This window comes from Pseudomonas sp. P106(2024) (assembly GCF_057480815.1).
In genome coordinates this window covers 13,656-35,922 of record NZ_JBLIYU010000021.1, presented here as the reverse complement: position 1 = coordinate 35,922, position 22,267 = coordinate 13,656, and the positions used below count along the sequence as shown (strand labels likewise).

The window sequence follows — 22,267 nt, the reverse complement described above, 5'->3', positions numbered from 1 at the left end:
AGTGTCGAGATGAGCGTCGAAGAAAAACGAATTCGCGAGTTCGCCTATCAGATCTGGGAGTCGGAGGGTAAGCCCGAGGGGCGCGAAGAGGAACATTGGGACAAGGCCCGCAAGCTGGCCGAAGCCGAGGCGCTGGCGCCCAAGACGCCACCGCGCAAGAAGGCGGCGGCAAAACCCAAGCCCACCACTGCCGTGGAAAAACCGCTGGCGGTGAAGAAGCCCAGGGCAGTGAAGAAGCCGGCAAGCTGATTGCCTTGTAGCGCCTGTACCGGCCTCATCGCTGGCAAGCCAGCTCCCACAGGGTCCGTGCAGGCTTCTCGAGTACCGCTGTACCTGTGGGAGCTGGCTTGTCGTAGCGACGATCCGCAGCAATGGGCCGCACAGCGGCCCCGCTTCCGCCCCAAGGACCATGAGGACCGCCATGAGCCCCCGCACCCCGAAGAAGACCCGCTCCGTCGCCCCGTCGCGCATTCGCGAAGGCCTGCCCTTTCCGCTCGGCGCCACCTGGGACGGCCTGGGGGTCAACTTCGCGCTTTTCTCGGCCAACGCCACCAAGGTCGAGCTGTGCCTGTTCGACGCCAGCGGCGAGCAGGAAATAGAGCGCATAGAACTGCCCGAGTACACCGACGAGATCTATCACGGCTACTTGCCGGACGCCCACCCTGGCCTGGTCTACGGCTACCGTGTGCACGGCCCGTACGACCCCGAGAACGGCCACCGTTTCAACCCCAACAAACTGCTGATCGACCCCTACGCCAAGCAGCTGGTCGGCTCGCTGAAATGGTCCGAGGCGCTGTTCGGCTACACCATCGGCCACCCGGACGCCGACTTGTCGTTCGACGAGCGTGACAGCGCGCCGTTCGTGCCCAAGTGCAAGGTCATCGACCCGGCCTTTACCTGGGGCCGCGACCAGCGCGTGTCGATCCCGTGGGAGCGCACCATCATCTATGAAGCCCACACCCGCGGCATCAGCATGCGCCACCCGGCGGTGCCCGAGCACCTGCGCGGCACCTTCGCCGGGCTGGCCAACGACGAGCTGCTGGCGCATATCAAGGAACTTGGCGTATCGAGCATCGAGCTGCTGCCGATCCACGCCTTCGTCAACGACCAGCACCTGCTGGACAAGGGCCTGAACAACTACTGGGGCTACAACAGCATCGCCTTCTTCGCCCCCCACCCTCGCTACCTGGCCAGCGGCAAGATCGCCGAGTTCAAGGAGATGGTTGCGCACCTGCACGACGCCGGGCTCGAGGTGATTCTCGACGTGGTCTACAACCACACCGCCGAAGGCAACGAGCGCGGACCGACCCTGTCGATGCGCGGCATCGACAACGCCTCGTACTATCGTTTGATGCCCGACGACCGGCGCTTCTACATTAACGATTCGGGCACCGGCAATACCCTCGACATGAGCCATCCACGGGTGCTGCAACTGGTCACCGACTCGCTGCGCTACTGGGCCGGCGAGATGCACGTGGATGGCTTTCGCTTCGACCTGGCAACCATCCTCGGCCGCTATCACGACGGCTACAGCGAGCGACACGGCTTTCTTGTCGCCTGCCGCCAGGACCCGATGCTCAGCCAGACCAAGCTGATCGCCGAACCCTGGGACTGCGGCCCGGGCGGCTACCAGGTGGGCAACTTCGCCCCTGGCTGGGCCGAGTGGAATGATCGCTTCCGCGACACCGTGCGCAGCTTCTGGAAGGGCGACGAAAGCATGCTTGCCGACTTCGCCTCGCGCATGACCGCCTCGGGCGACCTGTTCAACAACCGTGGTCGACGCCCCTACGCCTCGGTCAACTTCATCACCGCCCATGACGGTTTCACGTTGCGCGACCTGGTGTCGTACAACGACAAGCACAACGAGGACAACGACGAGAACAACCAGGACGGCACCGACAACAACCTATCGTGGAACTGCGGCGTCGAAGGCCCCACCGACGACCCGGCGATCAACGCCCTGCGCATGCGCCAGATGCGCAACTTCTTCGCCACCCTGCTGCTGGCCCAGGGCACGCCGATGATCGTCGCCGGCGACGAATTCAGCCGCACCCAGCACGGCAACAATAACGCCTACTGCCAGGACAGCGAGATCGGCTGGGTGAACTGGGACCTGGACGAGGACGGCCAGGCGCTGATGGCCTTCGTCAAGCGCCTGACCCGGCTGCGCCTGGCCTATCCGATCCTGAGGCGCTCGCGCTTCCTGGTCGGCGACTACAACGAGGCGATTGGCGTCAAGGACGTCACCTGGCTGGCCCCGGACGCCAGCGAGATGACCGTCGAACAGTGGGAAGACCCGCACGGGCGCTGCCTGGGCATGCTGATGGACGGTCGCGCCCAGGTCAGCGGCATTGCCCGGCCGGGCGCCGAGGCGACCATGCTGCTGATCGTCAATGCCTACCACGACGTGGTGCCGTTCACCCTGCCGGCCGTGCCGGAGGGCGACTACTGGAGCTGCCTGGTGGACACCGACCGGCCCGAGTTGCGCAAGCCGCAGCACCTGGCGTTCGACACGGTGTTCGAGGTCACTGGACGGTCATTGCTGTTGCTGGTGCTGCAGCGCGAGGAGGACTGAACCCCAAAGGGGAAGGCCTGTCCTAGACTGTGTTGTGTCAGTAAAAATCTGGGGTTGCTGCGCAGCCCATCGCGACACAAGGCCGCTCCCACAGAGGCCGCGATCTCCTTTGGGAGCGGCCTTGTGTCGCGATGGGCCGCAAAGCGGCCCCGTCAGCCAGGAGCACCCGTGAACCTCGAAGCCGGCAGTCCAGGTTTCGCCAACGTCAACCAGGCGCCGGCCGTGCACCGGGTCAAGGTACTGACGGTCAACACCCACAAGGGCTTCACCGCCTTCAACCGACGCTTCATCCTGCCAGAGCTGCGCGAGGCGGTGCGCAGCACCGGGGCCGACATCGTGTTCCTCCAGGAGGTGCTCGGCAGCCATGACCGCCACGCCGCGCGCTACCCCGGATGGCCACGGACCTCGCAGTACGAATTCCTCGCCGACAGCATGTGGAGCGACTTCGCCTATGGCCGCAACGCGGTCTACCCCGACGGCCACCACGGCAATGCGCTGCTGTCCAAGTACCCGATCATCGAGCACCGCAACCTCGACGTGTCGATCACCGGCCCCGAGCGCCGCGGCCTGCTGCATTGCGTGCTGGACGTACCCGGGCGGCGCCAGGTGCATGCCATCTGCGTGCACCTGTCGTTGCTCGAGCGCCACCGCCAGCAACAGCTGCACCTGCTGCGCCGGCTGCTCGACGCCCTGCCCGCCGACGCCCCGGTGATCATCGCCGGCGATTTCAACGACTGGCGGCTGCGCGGCAACCACACCTTGGGGCTGCAGCATGGTCTGCACGAGGCCTTCGAGCGCCACCATGGCCTGCTGGCCCGCACCTACCCCGCGCGCCTGCCGCTGCTGCGCCTGGACCGTATCTACCTGCGCAACGCCGAAAGCCACGCACCGAGAATCCTTGGCAACAAACCCTGGACCCACCTCTCCGACCATCTGCCGCTGGCAGTGGAAGTGCGGTTGTAGCAACGATTCGGCATAGCCGCCGCACGGCAAATCACCATTTTCGATATGCACGCTTAAAAATCACATAAATTCAATAGGTTGAGCTGTCAAACAGTAATTTTGCAATCCATTCACGCTTTCTTGACGCAAGCGCTGTCCTCTCCTTAGCTGAACAGTAATCACCAGACGTAAAAACTCGTGCCGGGCCTCTAGCGCGCACCTTCGTGCGCTCTCCAGAAGGTTGGTGCGCTGGTTCGTGTCGCCCCTGTTCTTGTCGTACAGCACGTGACATCAGGCCAGGTCTTGGGCTGTTCACTTCACACACCAACAGGAGATCCGCCATGAAAAGCACCTCGAATTCTTCGCGCTTCGACGCTTTTTTCTGTGCGGTTTCCACGTCGCTGCTCTTGGCAACCCCGGTGGAAACCTTCGCCTTCGAAACCCAGGAGGGCGAACCCTTCGCCCCCGTCCTGGCGCAGCCCGAGGTGCCGCGATTGTCGCTCGATCCGGTCAGCGTCAGCGGCCTCAACCAGGGCCTGCTCAGCGCCTTCTCCGAGCGCATGGATGAACGTCATGGCCAGCCCGACACCAACCCTATCGCCAGCCAGTGGGCGCAGTTCTTCCCCGGCACGCCGCGCCCGGGCGCCCAGCCGCCAGCGCAGGTGGAGGCACCCAGCCAGCAGATGCTGATCGGCCCGGACCTGTTCGTGCGTGAAACCAGCGGCGGCAACGTGCACCGCGCGGGGATCTTCGTCGGTCACAACAACCTGCAGAGCAGCTTCAACGGCATGCGCCCGCTGCTGGGCGACAAGCAGCGTGACGCGGTAAACCTCAGTGGCGAGAGCCTCGGGGTGTACTGGAGCATGACCCATGAACAGGGCTGGCACGTGGATGCACTGGCCATGGGCACACGCATCGATGTCAACGGCCGCTCCCAGGCGGGGCAGCGCGTCGACGACAGTGGTCATGCCATGACGCTCTCGGTGCAAGGCGGCTATCCCATCGGCCTGGGCGCCGGCTGGGTGATCGAGCCCCAGGCGCAGTTGATCAACCAGCAGTTCTTCCCGGGTAGCCAGGTACAGGAGGAAACCCTGCAGGCCTTCGACAGCCAGCCCAGCTGGAGTGGCCGGGTCGGTGCCAAGCTGTCGGCGCGCTACGAAGTGCGCGGCATGCCCATCGAACCCTATGTGCGCACCAACGTCTGGTACGACTTCAGCAATGCCGATTCGGTGAAGCTCGACCAGGTCGACAAGATCTCCAGTTCGCGCAGCGCCACCACGGTGGAACTGGGCTTGGGCCTGGTGGCCCGGGTGACGCCGAACGTGGCGCTGTTCGTCAGCGCCGACTACAGCTCCGACGTGGATGACAACGACCTCAACGGCTTGATCGGCAGCCTTGGCGTGAGAATGCGCTGGTAGACGGGTTCGGCCTCATCGCCGGTTTGCGATGAGGCCGTGCGTCGCGTTGTCGATCAGGCCTGGTCCACCTTGTGCCGCGCCGCATACAGGCACAGCATCTCCATCGCCAGCGTTGCCCCGGCCAGCGCGGTGATATCGGCATGGTCATAGGCCGGCGCCACCTCCACCAGGTCCATCCCCACCAGGTTGATCCCGCGCAAGCCGCCGAGAATTTCCAGTGCCTGCACCGTGCTCAGCCCGCCGCATACCGGCGTGCCGGTGCCAGGCGCGAAGGCCGGATCCAGGCAGTCGATATCGAAGGTCAGGTAGACCGGCCTGTCCCCCACCCGCTGACGGATCGCGGCGATGATCGCCTCGGTGCCCTGGCGATGCACCTGACGGGCATCGAGGATGGCGAAGCCCTGGCTGTCGTCATTGGTGGTGCGCAGGCCGATCTGCACCGAATGCGCCGGGTCCACCAGGCCTTCGCGCGCCGCGTGCCAGAACATGGTGCCGTGATCGATGCGCTTGCCCTCCTCGTCCGGCCAGGTGTCGCTGTGGGCGTCGAAGTGGACCAGCGCCAGCGGGCCGTGCCGGCGGGCATGGGCCTTGAGCAATGGGTAGCTGATGAAGTGGTCGCCACCCAGGGTGAGCATGGCGCAGCCGGCCCCGAGGATGTGCTCGGCGTGTGCCTCGATGCTGTCCGGCACCGAGGCTGGCGTGCCGCTGTCGAACGCGCAGTCACCGTAGTCGATCACCGCCAGGTGATCGAACGGGTCGAACGTCCAGGGCCAGTGGCGGGCCCACGCCTGCTGCACCGAGGCGGCGCGGATCGCCCGCGGGCCGAAGCGCGCGCCGGGGCGGTTGCTGGTGGCGGTGTCGAACGGCACCCCGCTGACCACCACGTCAACACCGCGCAGGTCGCGGCTGTAGCGGCGCCGGGAAAAACTGGTAATACCGGCGTAGGTGCTCTCGGCGGCGGTGCCGTAGAGGCTGTCACGGGTCATGGCCTGGTCGTTGTCCTGGGCGAGGTCCACGGTCTGTCTCCTGTCGTTGTTGTTCACTGGCGGCTGCGGAAGGTGGTCCACAGGCGGTTGCGCTGGCGCAGGTCGGACAACGCCATGCTGCGGTCGGCAAACAGGCGCTGGCGCACCTCGGCCGATGGGTAAATGTCCGGGTCATTGCGGATTGCCGCGTCCACCAGCGGCGTGGCGGCCTGGTTGGCGTTGGCGAAGAACAGCGTGTTGGTCAGTGCCGCCACCGACTCGGGGCGCAGCATGAAGGCGATGAAGGCGCGGGCCGCCTCGGGGTGCGGCGCGTCCTTGGGGATCACCAGGTTGTCCTGCCAGACCAGCGTGCCCTCGCGGGGAATGCGGTAGATCAGCTCGAATGGCTTGCCGGCGCGTCGGGCCTGGTCGGCGGCCATGGCCGCATCGCCGTTGTAGGTCAGCGCCAGGCACACGCTGCCGTTGGCCAGGTCGTTGATCTGGCGACCGTTGGCCACGTAGCTGATCGATGGCTGCAACTGCTGCAACAACGCCTGGGCGGCGTCCAGGTCGGCCTTGCTCTGGCTGTACGGGTCCTTGCCCAGGTAGTTGAGGGTCAGCCCGATCACCTCCTGGGGCGAGTCCGGCATGGCGATCCCGCAGTCCTTCAGGCGACTGGCGTATTCGGGCTTGAACAGCAAGTCGAGGCTGTCCAGCGGCACGTCACCGAGGCGCTGGCGCACGGCCTCGACATTCACCCCCAGACCCAGCGTGCCCCAGGTGTACGGCACGGCATGGCGGTTGCCGGGATCTGCCTCGGCCAGCTTGGTCAGCAGGTCCGGGTCAAGGTTGGCATAGCCGGGCAGCGCCTGGGCATCGAGCGGCTGCAGGGCACCGGCCTTGAGTGCCCGGGCCAGCACCGTGGCCGACGGCACCACCACGTCGTAGCCACTGCCGCCGGTGAGCAGCTTGGTTTCCAGCACCTCGGTGGTGTCGAAGGTGTCGTAGCGGACCTTGTAGCCGGTCTCCTGCTCGAACCGCGCCAGGGTTTGCGGGGCGACATAATCGGCCCAGCTGTACAGGTTGACGACCTTCTCCTCGGCCTGCAGTGGCAGGGCGATCAGCAATGAAAGCAGGCACAACGTTCGACGCATGGCGGGCACCTCGGCTTGGGGGTGGATGCCGCCAGCATGCCTGCCGGGTTACATTGTAAAAATGACAACTATTCAAAGCTGACATTCACCAGGATCAATGTAATGCTCGGACAATTGCACGACCCCGACCTGCACCTGCTGCGGCTGTTCGTCACTGTAGTCGAGGCCGGCGGCTTCAGCGCCGCCCAGGGCGTGCTGGGGCTCAGCCAGCCCAGCATCAGCCAGCAAATGGCCAGGCTCGAGACCCGCCTGGGTTATCGCCTGTGCAGCCGTGGCAAGGGCGGCTTCCGGCTGACCGAGAAAGGCGAGCTGCTGCTCCAGGCGACCCGCGGCCTGCTGCTGCAGATCGAACAGTTTCGCCAACAGGCCAACGGCGTGGCCGGGCGTTTGCTCGGCACGCTGCGCATCGGCCTGGCCGAGAACCAGGACAGCGAGGTCACCTTGCGCCTGGCCCGGGCCATCGCCCGGTTCCGTCAACGCGACGAGCAGGTGCGCCTTGAATTGACCAGTGCGCCACCCGCCGAGCTTGAGCGGCTGTTGCTGGAGCAGCGCCTGGACTGCGCCATCAGCTACTTTTCCGGCAACCAGGCGGCGTTCGATTACCTGCCGTTGTTCGAGGAACGCCAGCGACTCTACTGTGGCCTGGGGCATGAACTGTTCGACCGGTCCCTGGTCAGTCGCGAGCACTTGCTGGAGGCCGACCAGGTCTGTCATCCCTATCGTTTTCTCAAGCAAGGTGAACCCTTCCAGAGCCGCCACAGCCTGGCGGTGGCGGAGCAGATCGACAGCGCGCTGACCCTGATCCTGTCAGGCCAGCATATCGGCTACCTGCCCTGCCACTGCGCCGCGCCCTGGGAAGCCCAGGGACTGTTGCGGGCACTGGACCCGACACTGGATTTCGTGGTGCCGTTTACCTTGGCGCGGCACCGTGGGCAGGAGCCCGGTGAGGCGCAGCAGGCGTTCATGGAGGATCTGCACCGTGTCTTTGTCGAACAGGGAACGCACTGAGCCCCGCTTTCCTCGCCGCCGCGCATTTGCCACACTGCGGACTCGCCCGTGCCCCGAGGTCCCGATCACCATGCATGCCCGCGTCTGTCTGATCCTGCTGCTGACCCTTGGCCTGAGTGCCTGCGCCCTGTTCCAGGCGCGTGATCCGCTGAACATCAGCGTGATCGGTATCGATCCTCTGCCCGGCCAGGATCTGGAGCTGCGCATGGCGGTGAAGATCCGCGTGCAGAACCCCAACGAAACCCCCGTGGACTTCAACGGCATCGCCCTCAACCTGGAAGTCAACGACCAGCCCCTGGCCGCCGGGGTGAGCGACCAGCGCGGGCATATTGGCCGCTACGACGAAGCGGTGATCGTGGTGCCGGTGAGCATCACCGCCTTTGCCTTTCTGCGCCAGGCCTATGGCCTGAGCCGGGTGGAGTCCCTGCAGGGCCTGCCCTATGTATTGCGCGGCAAACTGGCAAGCGGCCCGCTGGGCACCGTACGCTTCACCGACAAAGGCAAACTGGACCTGCCCGCAGCCACAAGCGCCGGATGGTGAACCTGTTGTCGAGCAAACGAACGATCACTTGCCAGCAGTGGCTTGACCGACAAAGCGCACGCCGGGACGCGGACGCTCGTCCACGCTGAGCTCGAACACGTCCGGCCGCGCATAGTGGCCGACCACATCGAAGTCGTAGCGCGCACGCACCAGCTCGTCGGTATCGATTTCGGCGCAGAGCAGGCCGCGCTCGCCCACCAGCGGCCCGGCCAGCACCTCGCCGAGGGGGCCGACGATCACGCTGCCACCGTTGATCAACGGCCGCTCGGCCGGCCAGTTGGCCACCTCAAGACCCAGCGCCGCCGGAGAATCCTGCACCTGGCAGGCGCTGATGACGAAACAACGCCCTTCGGCGGCGATGTGGCGCATGCTGATCTGCCACAGTTCGCGCTCATCCACCGTCGGCGCGCACCACAGTTGCACGCCCTTGGCGTACATCGCGGTGCGCAGCAGCGGCATGTAGTTCTCCCAGCACACCACCGCGCCGATGCGCCCGGCGCGGCCCTCCACCACCGGTAGCGTGGAGCCGTCGCCCTTGCCCCAGATCAGCCGCTCGGTGCCGGTGGGCATCAGCTTGCGGTGCTTGGCCACCAGACCGCCCCCGGGCTCGAAGAACAGCACGGTGCAGTACAGGGTGTTGCCGCTGCGCTCGATCACCCCGAGCACCAGGCTCGCGCCGGTCCGTGCCGCCAACCCGGCCAGCGCTTCGGTCTCGACGCCCGGTACATCGATGGCGTTGGCGAAATAGCGGGCGAAGGCTTCGCGCCCTTCAGGCAGGCGATAACCGAGCTGGGTGCCAAACCCCTCGCCTTTCGGATAACCGCCGAGCAACGCCTCGGGCATCACCACCAGGCTGGCGCCGGCCTCGCGGATGGCCTGCTCGTAGTGGAGGATCTGCGCCAGGGTAGCGGCCTTGCCCGCCGGCAGCGAACCGATCTGCAAGGCGGCAACGATGGATCTTGGCATCTTGGAGACTCCTGTCAGAAGAAAGCCGAAAGGTGCGCGCCGCCTCAGCGCAAGTGTTCGCCTGACTCAGCGGTTGGCGCTGGCGGCGGCCATCATCTTGTTCACTTCACTGCGTACCAGCTGGTTGAACTCCACTGGCGACATGCCGTCGAGTTCGGCGCGCACCCATTCGGCCCACTTGCCCTTGCGCCGCGGTTTCTCCGCGATCAGCCGCGCGGCCTCGCCCTTGGCCTTGGCCAGGTTGTTCTGCCAGTACTCGAACAAACGCGCCTTCTCTGCCTCGATCTGCGCCCGTTCCTGGAAGCTCATGTTGGCCAGATTGAAACTCATGGGGGTATTACCTGCCGCTGGAAAATGGACGCTATCTTACACTTAGCGACGGGCCATCGGTACGCCGCTGCAACTTTCCCGGCGCCGTGGCATCCACTGTTCAACGCCCAACCCTTCATGAGGATGTGTACATGCCCAGGAAAACCGCCGCGCAAGCCGACAACGACCAGATCAAGGATCAGGTATTCAGCGAACTGCAGGCATTGATCGAGGAGTCGGAGAAACTGCTCAGCGACAGCGCGTCGCTGGTCGGGGAAGAAGCAGAGGGCCTGAGGGCGCAACTGGGGCTGAAACTGCGCCAGGCACGCGAAGCCACTGGCCGGCTGGGGGAGAAGGCGCAGCCGGTGGTCGAGGCGACCCAGGAATACATTGGCGGCCATCCCTGGCAGACGGTGGCGATCTCCGCGGGCTTCGGCCTGGTGGTCGGCCTCTTGCTCGGACGCCGGCAATAGCTCAGGCGGCTTGCGCCATCGGGATCCCACTGTGGAAGCGCAGTTCTTGGTCGGGTGAGGTAATCAGCCCGGCCTCGGCCTCGCGCACCTGCTCCACTACTTTGGCGATATCCGCCTCGTCACCGTACTGGTTAGCCAGTTTCAGATAGCCCTGGTAGTGCCGTGCCTCGCTCTTGAGCAAGCCGTGGTAGAACGTGCCGAGCTCTTCATCCAGGTGCGGCACCAGGGCGGCGAAGCGCTCGCAGCTGCGCGCCTCGATGAAGGCGCCCACCACCAAGGTATCGACCAGCTTGACCGGCTCATGGGCACGCACCAGCCGCCGCAGGCCCGAGGCATAGCGCCCGGCCGAGACCGGACGCAGCGGCACGCCACGGCGCTTCATCAGGCGCAGCACCTGCTCGTGGTGCACCAGCTCCTCGCGGGCCAGGCGCGACATCATGTTGATCAGGTCCAGGTGGGTGTTGTACTTGGCGATCAGGCTTAGCGCAGTGCTGGCGGCCTTGAATTCACAGTTCTTGTGATCGATCAGCAGCGTCTCCTGGTCGGCCAGCGCCGCCTCGATCCAGGCATCAGGGGTACGGCAACCGAGGAAGGCGTCGATTTCGGGAATCAGGGACATGGCACTCACAATCACACAGGACATCGGCAGGACCTGCGATTATACCGGCGACCGCGTCGAGCACCAGTGACTATGCTTGATACATATCAAGCGGCGGCGGCAGTGGCGCCGTCTATAGTCAGGCATTGGCCGCCATTCTGAACGGAGTTCACGCCCATGCAAGCCGTACGCAGCATTCTTGTCGTCCTCGACCCCGAGCACGCCCACAGCCGTGCCCTGACCCGGGCCAAGCTGATCGCGGGGGTGACCGGCGCGCGCCTGCACCTGCTGATGTGCGACAAGAAACAGGATCATGACGCGCTGCTCAGCCTGCTCAGCAGCCAATTGCATGACGACGGTTACGACAGTGTCACCCACGAGCAGCACTGGAAGGACAACCTGCACAAGTCGATCATCCATGTGCAGCAAGCCGAAGGCTGCGAACTGGTGATCAAGGAGCACCGGCCGGACAATCCGCTGCGCAAGGCCTTGCTCACCCCCAGCGACTGGAAACTGCTGCGCGAGTGCCCGTGCGCGGTGCTGATGGTCAAAAGCGAGCGGCCATGGACGGGGGGCAAGATCCTGGCGGCCGTGGATGTCGGCAACCAGGATGAAGCCCATCGCCTGCTGCATGCCAGCATCATCGACCATGGCTATGACATTGCCAGCCTGGCCAAGGGCGAACTGCACGTGATCAGTGCCCACCCCTCGCCCATGCTGTCGGCGTCCGACCCGGTCTACCAGCTGACGGAGACCATCGAGAAACGCTATCGTGAGGCATGCCTGGCGTTCCAGGCGGAGTTCGATATTACCGATGACCGACTGCATATCGCCGAGGGGCCGGCGGATGTGTTGATTCCCCATACCGAGAAGAAGCTCGATGCCGTGGTGACCATTATCGGCACCGTGGCACGAACAGGTATCTCGGGGGCCTTGATCGGTAACACCGCGGAGGTCGTGCTGGACTCGCTGGAAAGCGATGTACTGGTGCTCAAGAGCGAGGAGGCCAAGTCGCACCTGGCCGAGCTGGCGCGGGGCTAGACCCGCTTCGGGCAGAAGCCTCCAGGGTAGTGGCGAAATGCCTGGCATGCGCAGTCATCCAGGCATCGGTCGCCCCATCTCGGTGCAAAGTCACTAGAATGGGCGGTCTCTCCAGCCACAGAACCTTCCCATGGACATCGATCAGGCCCGTACCTTCCTGGAAATTGTCCGCTGCGGCAGCCTGGTCGCCGCCGCCGAACGCCTGTTCGTGTCGCAGACCGCGATCACCGCCCGGGTCCAGCGCCTGGAGCAGCAACTGGGCTGCCAGCTGTTCGTGCGCAGCCGCAATGGCGCCAGCCTCACCAGCGACGGCGAGGCGTTCGTCCCTTATGCCAACCAGCTGGTGCAAACCTGGGAAGCAGCACGCCGTGACCTGCCGCTGCCCCAGGGCTGCCAACAGGTGCTGCACGTGGGCGCCGAAGTGAGCCTGGGCAATCCGATGCTGCTCGACTGGGTCAGCGCCCTGCATCACGAGCTGCCCAGCCACGCCATCCGCAGCGAGGTCAGCGACGGCGAATCGCTGCTGCGCAAGGTGCAGATGGGCCTGCTCGACGCCGCGCTGGTCTACCAGCCGACCTATGGTCCGGGCCTGCAGGTCGAGCAGTTGATGGAAGAGAAGCTGATCCGCGTGCGTCGGGCCGATGCGCCCGATCCCTATGTCTACATCGACTGGGGCGAGGCCTTCCGTCGCCAGCACGATGCGGCCCTGCCCGAGCTGTCACGCCCGGCCCTGAGCTTCAACCTTGGGCCGCTGGCTCTGCAGTTCATCCTCGACCGTGGCGGCAGTGGCTATTTCCGTACGCGCGTGGTGCAGGCCTACCTGCAGAACGGCGTGTTCGAGCGCGTGTCCCAGGCGCCGGAGTTCACCTACCCGACCTTCCTGGTGCATGCCCGCGAGCGCGACAGCGAGGCTTTGCAGCAGGCCTTCAACGTGCTGCGCCGGCTGGTGGCCGCTGGCGAAAGCGACTGGTCACAACGCTGGGATCCGTTGATCTGAGCCCGACGCGGCGGCGCTAAGCAGGTGTCGCTTGAGGCCGGCGATCAGGTCGGTCTGGGTGATCACCCCCACCAGACGCTCGCCGTCGAGCACCGGCAGGCAGTGCAAGCCTTGCTCGCCGAGCAACGGCAACAAGCGCTCCAGGGGCTGCCCGCAGTCGACACTGACCACCCGGCGACTCATCACCTGTTCCAGACGCACGGGCTGGCGACGGAACAGGCCACGCCAGCTGAATCGCCCACGGGCCATGGCCGCGCCGACCAGGTCGCTGAGGCTGACCATGCCGACCAGGTGGCCATCTTCCAGCACCGGCAAGGTCTTCAGGTGGTGATCGGCCAGCATCCGCCAAGCCTGCTCCAAGGTGGTGGCCGGAGTGGCGACCTGAACGTCGCGGGACATCACCAAGCACGCGGTGATGCCGCCCAGGCTGCGCTGCAGGGCATGCTGCTCGGTGGCCAGGATGATGCGTTCCAGCTCATCGCGGGTGACATCGACGAACTCGCCAATCTCTGCCAGGGCCTGGTCCAGGTCTTCGCCCCGGATACCGACCCGTTCGCCCGGCAGGGGATCGTGGGTATGGTGCGGGTCCTTGCGCGGCGCCGCATTCTTGGGATAGCGCACGCCGGTCAGGCGGTTGTACAGCACCGCCACCGCCACCAGCACCAGCGCGTTGAGCAGCACCGGTTCGAGCAGATGGTCCCCCATGGCCACAAGGCCCGGATCGGCCAGCACCGCGCTCACCGCCACGCCGCCACCAGGCGGGTGCAGGCAGCGCAGCAGGCACATCGCCAGGATCGCGACACCCAGCGCCGCCGCCGCCACCCACAGGCCATCACCGAAACCGTGGCGCATGGCCAGGCCCACCACGCCAGCCAGGGCATAACTGCCCAGCACCGGCCAGGGCTGGGCCAGGGGCCCGGAGTGCACGGCGAACACCAGCACCGCCGAGGCCGCCAGCGGCCCGAGCAGGTGCAGGGCGATGGACGGGCCGTAGGCCAGGCTGCACAAGTAGCCGGCGAGAAACAGGCCCAGCAGCGCGCCGAAGCCAGCGCGCAACCACTCTTTGCGAGGAATGTTCAGGGGCGCCGGGAGCAGGCGCTGCAAGCGGGATTGGGGACGCGAGGCAGGCATCGAGGTATTCGGATCGTGTTCTTGTGCGAAAAAAGAAAGCCCAGCGCGACCGGCCTGGGCCCTGTGTTGCGCAGTGCAATCGCGCAAGGGGCTCCGTCCATGGAGAGATGGAAACCGCAGGGTTTCGTGGGGAATGATTGTGCCGGGCGCGGGTGACCATGGGCCAATTCAAAAAACTGCGGCTGTACTGCAATTTTTTTGCAGGGTTGATCCGCCTTTCTTCAAGGCATACGCCATCCCTGTGGGAACGGCCTCGCCGATCAACGCCCCGTGCGCGGCAGGTCAATGCTGACCCGCAACCCGCCCTGGGGGCTTTCCAGCAGCGCAATCCGCCCGCCCCAGGCCTCGACGATATCGCGCACGATGCCCAGCCCCAGGCCATGGCCAACGACCTGCTCGTCCAGCCGCGAACCGCGTTCAAGCACCTGCAGGCGCTGCGTCTCGGGGATGCCCGGGCCATCGTCGTCCACCCACAGCCGGTAACCCTCGGCGGTCGGCGCGATACCCAGGCGCACCTCGCTGTCGGCCCATTTGCAGGCGTTGTCCAGCAGGTTGCCGAGCAGTTCCAGCAGGTCTTCGCGGTCCCAAGGCAACAACAACCCGGGCGGTACATCGCGCTCGAGCAGCAGGCCCTCGCCATGGATCATGCCCAGCGTCGCCAGCAGCCCGGGCAACTCAGCGTCGCAGTCGAACTGCGCCCCCGGCAGCGCATCGCCGGCCAGGCGCGCGCGGTTGAGCTCGCGGGCCAGGCGCTGCTGGATCTGCTCGAGTTGCTCGCGCATCTGCGCACGTACCTCAGGCAATCCTTGGAGGCGCTCGCTGGCGGCCAGGCTGAGCAGGACCGCCAACGGTGTCTTCAAGGCATGGCCGAGGTTGCCCAGGGCATTGCGCGAGCGGCGCAAACTGTCCTCGGTGTGGGCCAGCAGGTGGTTGATCTGGTCCACCAGCGGTTGCAACTCGCTGGGCACCTCGGCGTCCAGTTGCGAGCGCTGGCCCTGCTGCAACTGGGCGATCTGCTGACGCGCCCGTTCCAGTGGACGCAGCGAACGGGTCACGGTGATGCGCTGCAGCACCAGCACCAGCAGCAGCGCCACCAGGCCCAGGCCCAGGCCGATCTGCTGCATGCGCCGAAAGCCCTCGCGCACCGGCGAATAGTCCTGGGCCACGCTGATCGAGATGTCCTGCCCCAGGCGCCGGTAATCGCCGCGATAGGCCAGCAGCTGCTGGCCCTCGGGCCCCAGCTCGTGACCATCGTCCAGCCCCGGCTTGCCGGGCTTGGGCATGTCCATGTCCCACAACGAACGCGAGCGCCAGGTGCCCTGGTCGAAATCGATGCGAAAGTAGTAGCCCGAGAATGGCTGCTGGTAGGCCGCCGACAGCCGTCGCTCGTCCAGTTGCAAACCGGACGGGCCGCGCACCAGCGCCACCAGCAGGTTCTCGCTTTCCTTGCGCAGGCCGGCTTCCAGGTAGCGCTGCAGGCCGGCTTCGAACAGCCACAGGGTCAACTGCGCCAGGGCCAGCCCGACCACCACCAGCACCGCCACCAGGCCCAGGCTCAGGCGCGCCTGGATCGACTTCACGCGGTGCTCCCGGCGTACACGTAGCCCTGACCGCGACGGGTCTCGATCACGCTGCGCCCAAGCTTGCGCCGCAGATGGTTGACGTGAACTTCCAGCACATTGGAATCGCGCTCGGTTTCACCGTCATACAAGTGCTCGGCCAGGTGGCTCTTGGACAGCACCTGCCCCGGGTGCAGCATGAAGTAGCGCAGCAGGCGGAACTCGGCGGCGGTGAGCTGGACATCGACGCCTTCGCGGCTCACGCACTGGCGCGATTCGTCCAGGTGCAGGCCGGCCGCTTCCAGCTTCGGCTGGTTGGCCACCCCCTTGGCCCGGCGCAGCAGGGCCTGGATGCGCAGTTGCAGCTCCTCGGGGTGGAAGGGCTTGCTCAGGTAATCGTCGGCGCCAGCCTTGAGCCCCTCGATCCGCTCGGCCCAGGAACCGCGGGCGGTGAGGATCAGCACCGGAGTGGCCAAGCCGCCCGCCCGCCACTGCGCCAGCACCTCGAGCCCCGGCAGACCGGGCAGGCCGAGGTCGAGGATGATCAGGTCATAGGGTTCGCTCTGGCCCTGGTACACCGCGTCGCGGCCATCGGCCAGCCAGTCCACGGCGTAGCCCTGGCGTTGCAGGGCGGCGGTCAGTTCATCGGCCAGGGGGACATTGTCCTCGACAAGCAACAGGCGCATCTCAGTCGTCTTCCTCGTCTTTGAGCAACTCGCCGGTGCGGGCATCGAGCTTGATCTCGCGTACCACGCCGGCCGGGGTCAGCAGTTCGACCTCGTACTCGTAGCGCTCGTGCTTTTCTTCCAGCTCCGCCTCCAGCAGCCGCGCCCCGGGGTAACGCCCCAGGGCGGACTCGAGCAGTTGCTCGAGCGGCAGGATGATGCCCTGTTGCCGAAGCGCCAGGGCTTCATCCTGATCCAGATCGCGCGCGGCGGCCAGCGAACACACGACCATCAGGGCCAAGGCCAGGTAGCGTGCCGTTCGCGGTAGTGCGGGCATCAGTTGTCTCGCTCGTCCTTCAGGACTTCACCGGTCTTGGCGTCCAGATCCACATCCCATTCGACGTTCTGGGCATCGCGCAGGTCGACCTTGTAGATGTAGCGACCGTACTCGTTCTCGAGCTCCGAGTCGGTCACAGTGGCGCCGGGGTGCTTGGCGATGGCGGCGGCCTTGAGTTCGTCCAGCGATTTGATGGTCTTGGCGTTCACCAGTTTGACCACTTCATCGGGCTGCACGTCCTTGGCAAAGGCGGCGTTGGCACCGAAAGCGAGGGCAGCGGCGGTGAACAGGGCAGTCAAAGTTTTCATGAGGTTCTCTCCAGCGAGATGTGTAATTTGTCTACGGGGTTAAGATTAACCACCGGCCCTTAACTCAACCTGAAAACAGCTGGCCGCATGATAGCGCAGCTCTTGGTGCCCATGCGCAGCCCCTTGCAGGAGCACCTCGGCAAGGCCGGCAAATCCCCTATACTGCCCGCCTGCCCCACCCGAGACCCCGCCATGAGCGCGATTCACATCAAGTACCCCGCCCTGACCTTCAAGGCCGGCCAGCGTGCCCTGCGGCAGATCCGCGAACGCGGCCTGCGGGCCGAAGATGTCGGTGTGTTGCCGGGCGCCGCCGGTGGCCCCAAGCCGCTGGGGATCCAGGGCCTGGACCTGGCGTTGTTCGGTGAATGGCTGACCAGCGCGCCGCGCCAGCGTGCGCTGATCGGCGCCTCGATCGGTGCCTGGCGCTTCGCCAGCGCCTGCCTCGACGATCCGGTCGCCGGCATCCGCCGCCTGGGCAAGCTGTACACCGAGCAGGACTTTGCCAAGGGCGTGACACCCAAAGAGATCAGCCAGAGCTGCCAGCGCATGCTCGACGACCTGCTGCAAGGCCGCGACGGGCAGGTCCTGGCCAACCCGCACTACCGCCTGAACATCCTGGTGGTGAAGAGCCATGGCCAGCTCGCCCACGACCACCGCGGCCGTCTGGGCATGGGCCTGTCCTCGGTGATCGCCAGCAACCTGCTGGGACGCGCGCGCCTGGGCCGGCATTTCGAGCGGGTCATCCTCCACGACCAACGCGCCGCGCCGCCGCTGGAGCCACTGACCGACTTCCCGTCGCGCAGCCTGCCGCTGGACCTGGCCAACCTGCGCCACGCCCTGCTCGCCTCGGGCTCGATCCCCATGGTCATGGAAGGCGTGCGCGACATCCCCGGCGCCGGGGCCGGCACCTACCGCGACGGCGGCCTGCTCGACTATCACCTGGACCTGCCCTACCAGGGCGACGACCTGGTGCTCTACCCGCACTTCACCGACAAGGTGGTGCCCGGCTGGTTCGACAAGGCCCTGCCCTGGCGCAAAGGCGACGCCACGCGCCTGCAGAACGTGCTGCTGATGACCCCGTCACCGCAGTACCTGGCCGCCCTCCCCTACGGCAAGCTGCCAGACCGCAACGACTTCAAGCGTTTCATGGGCGATGCGTCGGGCCGCAGGCGCTACTGGTACCAGGCCATGGCCGAAAGCCGGCGCCTGGGCGACGAACTGCTGGAACTGATCGCCACCGGGCGGTTGCAGGATCGGTTGCAAGCCTTGTAGCGGGCATGCTGGTAGACTGCGCGCATCGTTGATTCACACAGAGTTATGCCAGCGTGGAAATCTTTAAGGAATTTACCTTCGAATCGGCTCACCGCCTGCCCAACGTCCCTGCCGGCCACAAGTGCGGTCGCCTGCATGGCCACTCGTTCAAGGTTGCCCTGCACCTGACCGGCCCGCTCGATCCGCACACCGGCTGGATCCGCGATTTCTCCGAGATCAAGGCGATCTTCAAGCCGATCTACGAGCAGTTGGACCACAACTACCTGAACGATATTCCAGGCCTGGAAAACCCCACCAGCGAAGTGATCGCCAAGTGGATCTGGGACCAGGTCAAGCCGCTGCTGCCGGAGCTGTCGAAGGTGCGGATCCATGAGACCTGCACCAGCGGGTGCGAGTACACCGGCGACTGATCTGCACCGGCCTTTTCGCGGGTAATCCCGCGAAGAGGCCAGCACCGTTCCCCCAGAGCTTCAGCCCTGCCCGCGGTCCAGGGCGTCTCGCAAAAAGCTCGGCGCGATATAGCGCTGGTAATGCGCCTCCGACAACAGGAAAAACTCCCGGTCGATGGCATCGCGCAACTGCGGCAGTTCCCAGTCGCGAAACTCCGGCAGCAGCGCCATCCCGTACGCCTCCAGGTCACGGATCATCCGCGCCCCACGGGCGATCAGCTGATACGCCCAGCAATACTCGGACTGGTGCGCGACGAAGCGGACCGAGCGCTGCTCCAGCTGCTGGCGCAGCAGCGCTTTATCGAACACTTCCAGCTTGGCCATCATCACCTGCACCAGCAGTTGCTCCAGGCGCAGCCACACCGCGCGCTTCTGCTCGTCGTCGTAGCCGTTCCAGTGGATCACTTCGTGGTGAAAGCGCTTGCAGCCGCGGCACACCAGGTCGCCGTAGACCGTGGAGCACAGGCCGACGCAAGGGGTCTTGATGGATTGGTTGGACATGTAGAAACAACAGCTTGGCGGTGGAACACCGGTTCATGTTAGCCCTTTGTCTAACCAGGGTCACCCGTTAAAGTCATCTACGCCGCCTTACTTTCGGCTTATTTTTGCCGTAGAATCACCCCGCCTTTTCAAGGCAACAATGTCCGTTGGAAGCTGTTTTCAAAGCGTCACGAGCACAGTTAATCCGGTAGAACGGCGTTGGCCCTGTCCATGCAAGCGTGCATGGCCATGGCCAACCCCTCATCAGCCTTCCGTTCTACAGGCGTAAAACTTTGAAAGCAGCTTCTGTAAGGATTCTCTGCGACCCTGGCTTGCCGGCCCAAAAAGCCGTCTTGAGCGCATGGGTGCATGGGAATGCTGGATGAGCGTCCCGGACTCCCTTTAGGGACCACTGATGAGGGTAATAACTGTGCTTGAAGCCTACCGCAAACACATCGAAGAGCGTGCCGCTCTGGGTATCGTGCCCCAGCCGCTGAACGCCGAACAAACTGCAGGCCTGGTCGAGCTGCTGAAAAACCCGCCGGCCGGCGAAGAAGCCTTCCTCGTAGACCTGATCACCAACCGCGTTCCGCCAGGAGTGGACGAAGCCGCCTACGTCAAGGCCGCGTTCCTCTCCGCCGTCGCCAAGGGTGAAGCCAAATCCCCGCTGATCGACCGCAAGCACGCCACCGAGCTGCTGGGCACCATGCAGGGCGGCTACAACATCGAGACGCTGGTCGCGCTGCTGGACGACGCCGAACTGGGCGCCGTCGCGGCCGAACAGCTCAAGCACACCCTGCTGATGTTCGACGCCTTCCACGATGTGGCCGAAAAAGCCAAGGCGGGCAACGCCCACGCCAAGGCCGTGCTGGAATCCTGGGCTGCCGGCGAGTGGTTCACCAGCCGTCCGGCGATCGCCGACAAGTACACCCTGACCGTGTTCAAGGTGCCTGGCGAAACCAACACCGACGACCTGTCCCCTGCTCCGGACGCCTGGTCGCGCCCTGACATCCCGCTGCACGCCCTGGCCATGCTGAAGATGGCCCGCGACGGCATCGAGCCTTCGCAGCCAGGTTCGGTCGGCCCGCTGGCCCAGATCGAAGCCATGAAAGCCAAAGGCTTCCCGGTTGCCTACGTCGGTGACGTGGTCGGCACCGGCTCCTCGCGCAAATCCGCCACCAACTCGGTGCTGTGGTTCTTCGGCGACGACATTCCGTACGTGCCGAACAAGCGCGCCGGTGGTTTCTGCTTCGGCACCAAGATCGCCCCGATCTTCTACAACACCATGGAAGACGCCGGCGCCCTGCCGATCGAGTTCGACTGCACCAACCTGGCCATGGGCGACGTCATCGACGTCTACCCGTTCAAAGGTGAAGTGCGCCGCCACGGCAGCGACGAACTGGTCACCCACTTCGAGCTGAAGACCGAAGTACTGCTCGACGAAGTCCGCGCCGGCGGCCGTATCCCGCTGATCGTCGGCCGTGGCCTGACCGAGAAGGCCCGCGCCGAACTGGGCCAGGCCCCATCGGACCTGTTCAAGAAACCCGAGCAGCCAGCCGCTTCGACCAAGGGCTTCACCCTGGCGCAGAAGATGGTCGGTCGCGCCTGCGGCCTGCCGGAAGGCCAGGGCGTGCGTCCAGGTGCCTACTGCGAGCCGAAGATGACCACCGTCGGTTCCCAGGACACCACGGGCCCGATGACCCGCGACGAGCTGAAAGACCTGGCGTGCCTGGGCTTCTCCGCCGACCTGGTGATGCAGTCGTTCTGCCACACCGCGGCCTATCCGAAGCCGATCGACGTCACCACCCACCACACCCTGCCAGACTTCATCCGCACCCGTGGCGGCGTGTCGCTGCGCCCGGGCGACGGCATCATCCACAGCTGGCTGAACCGCATGCTGATGCCTGACACCGTGGGTACCGGTGGCGACTCGCACACCCGCTTCCCGATCGGCATCTCGTTCCCGGCCGGTTCCGGCCTGGTGGCCTTCGCCGCCGCCACCGGCGTCATGCCGCTGGACATGCCAGAATCCGTGCTGGTGCGCTTCAAGGGCAAACTGCAGCCAGGCATCACCCTGCGTGACCTGGTCCACGCGATCCCTTACTACGCCATCCAGAAGGGCCTGCTGACCGTCGAGAAGAAAGGCAAGAAGAACATCTTCTCCGGCCGCATCCTCGAGATCGAAGGCCTGAACGAGCTGACCGTCGAGCAAGCCTTCGAGCTGTCCGACGCCTCGGCCGAACGTTCCGCCGCCGGTTGCACCATCAAGCTGCCAGAGAAGGCCATCGCCGAGTACCTGCAGTCCAACATCACCCTGCTGCGCTGGATGATCGGCGAAGGCTACGGCGATGCCCGCACCCTGGAGCGCCGCGCCCAGGCCATGGAAGCCTGGCTGGCCAAGCCTGAGCTGCTGTCGGCCGACGCCGACGCCGAGTACGCCGAAATCATCGAGATCGACCTGGCCGACGTCAAGGAGCCTGTGCTCTGCGCGCCGAACGACCCGGACGATGCCCGCCTGCTGTCCTCGGTACAAGGCGAGAAGATCGACGAAGTGTTCATCGGCTCGTGCATGACCAACATCGGTCACTTCCGCGCTGCCGGCAAGCTGCTGGACAAGGTCAAGGGCGGTATTCCGACCCGTCTGTGGCTGGCTCCGCCAACCAAGATGGACGCCCACCAGCTGACCGAAGAAGGCTACTACGGCATCTACGGCAAGGCTGGCGCGCGCATGGAAATGCCAGGCTGCTCGCTGTGCATGGGTAACCAGGCACGTGTGCAGACCGGTTCGACCGTGGTCTCCACCTCGACCCGTAACTTCCCGAACCGTCTGGGCGACGCCACCAACGTGTACCTGGCCTCGGCCGAGCTGGCTGCTGTCGCTTCGATCATCGGCAAGCTGCCGACCGTCGAGGAGTACATGCAGTACGCGAAAGACATCGACAGCATGGCTGCCGACGTTTACCGCTACCTGAGCTTCGACCAGATCGCCGAGTTCCGCGAAGCGGCGGCCAACGCCAAGATCCCGGTGGTTCAGGCGTAAGCTGAGCAGGACGTTGTAGAAGAAAGCCCCGGTAGCGAT

23 protein-coding genes are annotated in these 22,267 nt (G+C 65.4%); 12 read left to right on the top strand and 11 right to left on the bottom strand.

All coding sequences use genetic code 11. The annotated features are described in order from the left end of the window. Positions 1-9 precede the first annotated feature (9 nt). The 4 genes from AC25M7_RS23625 (at position 10) to AC25M7_RS23610 (ending at position 4,935) form a co-directional block, all read left to right on the top strand. The gene (locus tag AC25M7_RS23625) at positions 10-249 is read left to right on the top strand and encodes a DUF2934 domain-containing protein (protein WP_028692580.1); all 240 of its coding nucleotides are present in this window, start codon (positions 10-12) and stop codon (positions 247-249) included. A gap of 172 nt (positions 250-421) precedes the next feature. After that, on the top strand, positions 422-2,575 hold the full coding sequence (gene glgX, locus AC25M7_RS23620) for a glycogen debranching protein GlgX (protein ID WP_207851503.1): 2,154 nt from the start codon (positions 422-424) through the stop codon (positions 2,573-2,575). A 168-nt stretch (positions 2,576-2,743) separates the two neighbouring features. After that, on the top strand, positions 2,744-3,538 hold the full coding sequence (locus tag AC25M7_RS23615) for an endonuclease/exonuclease/phosphatase family protein (RefSeq protein ID WP_028692582.1): 795 nt from the start codon (positions 2,744-2,746) through the stop codon (positions 3,536-3,538). A 320-nt stretch (positions 3,539-3,858) separates the two neighbouring features. Further along, on the top strand, positions 3,859-4,935 hold the full coding sequence (locus AC25M7_RS23610; protein ID WP_486971524.1) for an autotransporter domain-containing protein: 1,077 nt from the start codon (positions 3,859-3,861) through the stop codon (positions 4,933-4,935). 53 nt (positions 4,936-4,988) lie between these two features. Here the strand turns inward: AC25M7_RS23610 and speB are convergent, their stop codons facing one another. Together speB and AC25M7_RS23600 are read right to left on the bottom strand one after the other, a co-directional pair. Further along, on the bottom strand, positions 4,989-5,951 hold the full coding sequence (speB, locus tag AC25M7_RS23605) for an agmatinase (protein WP_207851502.1): 963 nt from the start codon (positions 5,949-5,951) through the stop codon (positions 4,989-4,991). A gap of 23 nt (positions 5,952-5,974) precedes the next feature. Then, positions 5,975-7,054 carry an extracellular solute-binding protein gene (locus tag AC25M7_RS23600; protein ID WP_486971523.1) on the bottom strand — a complete coding sequence of 360 codons (1,080 nt, stop codon included), beginning with the start codon at positions 7,052-7,054 and terminating at the stop codon, positions 5,975-5,977. 102 nt (positions 7,055-7,156) lie between these two features. Here AC25M7_RS23600 and AC25M7_RS23595 point away from each other — a divergent pair, with 102 nt between their 5' ends. Beyond that, on the top strand, positions 7,157-8,062 hold the full coding sequence (locus AC25M7_RS23595) for a LysR family transcriptional regulator (protein ID WP_197866741.1): 906 nt from the start codon (positions 7,157-7,159) through the stop codon (positions 8,060-8,062). A 70-nt stretch (positions 8,063-8,132) separates the two neighbouring features. After that, positions 8,133-8,603, top strand: a complete 471-nt coding sequence (locus tag AC25M7_RS23590) for an LEA/WHy family protein (RefSeq protein WP_028692587.1) — start codon at positions 8,133-8,135, stop codon at positions 8,601-8,603. 24 nt (positions 8,604-8,627) lie between these two features. Here the strand turns inward: AC25M7_RS23590 and AC25M7_RS23585 are convergent, their stop codons facing one another. Beyond that, the gene (locus AC25M7_RS23585) at positions 8,628-9,569 is read right to left on the bottom strand and encodes a carbon-nitrogen hydrolase family protein (RefSeq protein ID WP_486971522.1); all 942 of its coding nucleotides are present in this window, start codon (positions 9,567-9,569) and stop codon (positions 8,628-8,630) included. A 66-nt stretch (positions 9,570-9,635) separates the two neighbouring features. Then, positions 9,636-9,899, bottom strand: a complete 264-nt coding sequence (locus tag AC25M7_RS23580) for a hypothetical protein (RefSeq protein WP_028692589.1) — start codon at positions 9,897-9,899, stop codon at positions 9,636-9,638. Positions 9,900-10,030: 131 nt separating this feature from the next. Here AC25M7_RS23580 and AC25M7_RS23575 point away from each other — a divergent pair, with 131 nt between their 5' ends. Continuing rightward, positions 10,031-10,351: an ElaB/YgaM/YqjD family protein gene (locus tag AC25M7_RS23575; RefSeq protein ID WP_062359475.1), complete on the top strand. Its 321-nt coding sequence runs from the start codon at positions 10,031-10,033 to the stop codon at positions 10,349-10,351. 1 nt (position 10,352) lies between these two features. Here the strand turns inward: AC25M7_RS23575 and AC25M7_RS23570 are convergent, their stop codons facing one another. Continuing rightward, positions 10,353-10,970, bottom strand: a complete 618-nt coding sequence (locus AC25M7_RS23570; RefSeq protein WP_486971521.1) for a MiaE family protein — start codon at positions 10,968-10,970, stop codon at positions 10,353-10,355. Positions 10,971-11,126: 156 nt separating this feature from the next. On the opposite strand from AC25M7_RS23570, the gene AC25M7_RS23565 reads away from it, so the two are divergent. After that, on the top strand, positions 11,127-11,990 hold the full coding sequence (locus tag AC25M7_RS23565) for a universal stress protein (protein ID WP_028692592.1): 864 nt from the start codon (positions 11,127-11,129) through the stop codon (positions 11,988-11,990). A gap of 130 nt (positions 11,991-12,120) precedes the next feature. Beyond that, the gene (locus AC25M7_RS23560) at positions 12,121-12,987 is read left to right on the top strand and encodes a LysR family transcriptional regulator (RefSeq protein ID WP_236180122.1); all 867 of its coding nucleotides are present in this window, start codon (positions 12,121-12,123) and stop codon (positions 12,985-12,987) included. On the opposite strand, the gene AC25M7_RS23555 is transcribed toward AC25M7_RS23560, so the two are convergent. The 5 genes from AC25M7_RS23555 to AC25M7_RS23535 all read right to left on the bottom strand — a co-directional run bounded on the left by AC25M7_RS23555 (position 12,961) and on the right by AC25M7_RS23535 (position 16,987). Then, the gene (locus tag AC25M7_RS23555) at positions 12,961-14,118 is read right to left on the bottom strand and encodes an HPP family protein (protein ID WP_486971520.1); all 1,158 of its coding nucleotides are present in this window, start codon (positions 14,116-14,118) and stop codon (positions 12,961-12,963) included. The two genes, AC25M7_RS23560 and AC25M7_RS23555, sit on opposite strands and share 27 nt — an antisense overlap. Before the next feature lie 260 nt (positions 14,119-14,378). After that, entirely contained in the window at positions 14,379-15,698 is a 1,320-nt protein-coding gene (locus AC25M7_RS23550) for a sensor histidine kinase (protein ID WP_486971519.1), read from the bottom strand. Then, on the bottom strand, positions 15,695-16,363 hold the full coding sequence (locus AC25M7_RS23545; protein ID WP_028692596.1) for a response regulator transcription factor: 669 nt from the start codon (positions 16,361-16,363) through the stop codon (positions 15,695-15,697). Before AC25M7_RS23545 ends, AC25M7_RS23550 begins: the two co-directional genes overlap by 4 nt. A gap of 1 nt (position 16,364) precedes the next feature. After that, a complete protein-coding gene (locus tag AC25M7_RS23540) occupies positions 16,365-16,679 on the bottom strand; it encodes a PepSY domain-containing protein (RefSeq protein WP_182323694.1) in 315 nt (104 codons plus the stop codon). Further along, positions 16,679-16,987: a PepSY domain-containing protein gene (locus AC25M7_RS23535; RefSeq protein WP_182323696.1), complete on the bottom strand. Its 309-nt coding sequence runs from the start codon at positions 16,985-16,987 to the stop codon at positions 16,679-16,681. The genes AC25M7_RS23540 and AC25M7_RS23535 overlap by 1 nt, the downstream gene beginning before the upstream one ends. A gap of 192 nt (positions 16,988-17,179) precedes the next feature. Here AC25M7_RS23535 and AC25M7_RS23530 point away from each other — a divergent pair, with 192 nt between their 5' ends. After that, the gene (locus tag AC25M7_RS23530; protein ID WP_486971518.1) at positions 17,180-18,259 is read left to right on the top strand and encodes a patatin-like phospholipase domain-containing protein; all 1,080 of its coding nucleotides are present in this window, start codon (positions 17,180-17,182) and stop codon (positions 18,257-18,259) included. 53 nt (positions 18,260-18,312) lie between these two features. Further along, positions 18,313-18,669: a 6-carboxytetrahydropterin synthase QueD gene (gene queD / locus AC25M7_RS23525; protein WP_023630589.1), complete on the top strand. Its 357-nt coding sequence runs from the start codon at positions 18,313-18,315 to the stop codon at positions 18,667-18,669. Between the two features lie 60 nt (positions 18,670-18,729). Here queD and AC25M7_RS23520 read toward each other — a convergent pair whose 3' ends face one another. Continuing rightward, entirely contained in the window at positions 18,730-19,209 is a 480-nt protein-coding gene (locus AC25M7_RS23520) for a DUF1289 domain-containing protein (protein WP_028692600.1), read from the bottom strand. Between the two features lie 409 nt (positions 19,210-19,618). Here AC25M7_RS23520 and acnB point away from each other — a divergent pair, with 409 nt between their 5' ends. Then, positions 19,619-22,228 (top strand): bifunctional aconitate hydratase 2/2-methylisocitrate dehydratase, encoded by a 2,610-nt coding sequence (gene acnB, locus AC25M7_RS23515; RefSeq protein WP_062359486.1) that lies wholly within the window; start codon positions 19,619-19,621, stop codon positions 22,226-22,228. Positions 22,229-22,267: the final 39 nt, after the last annotated feature.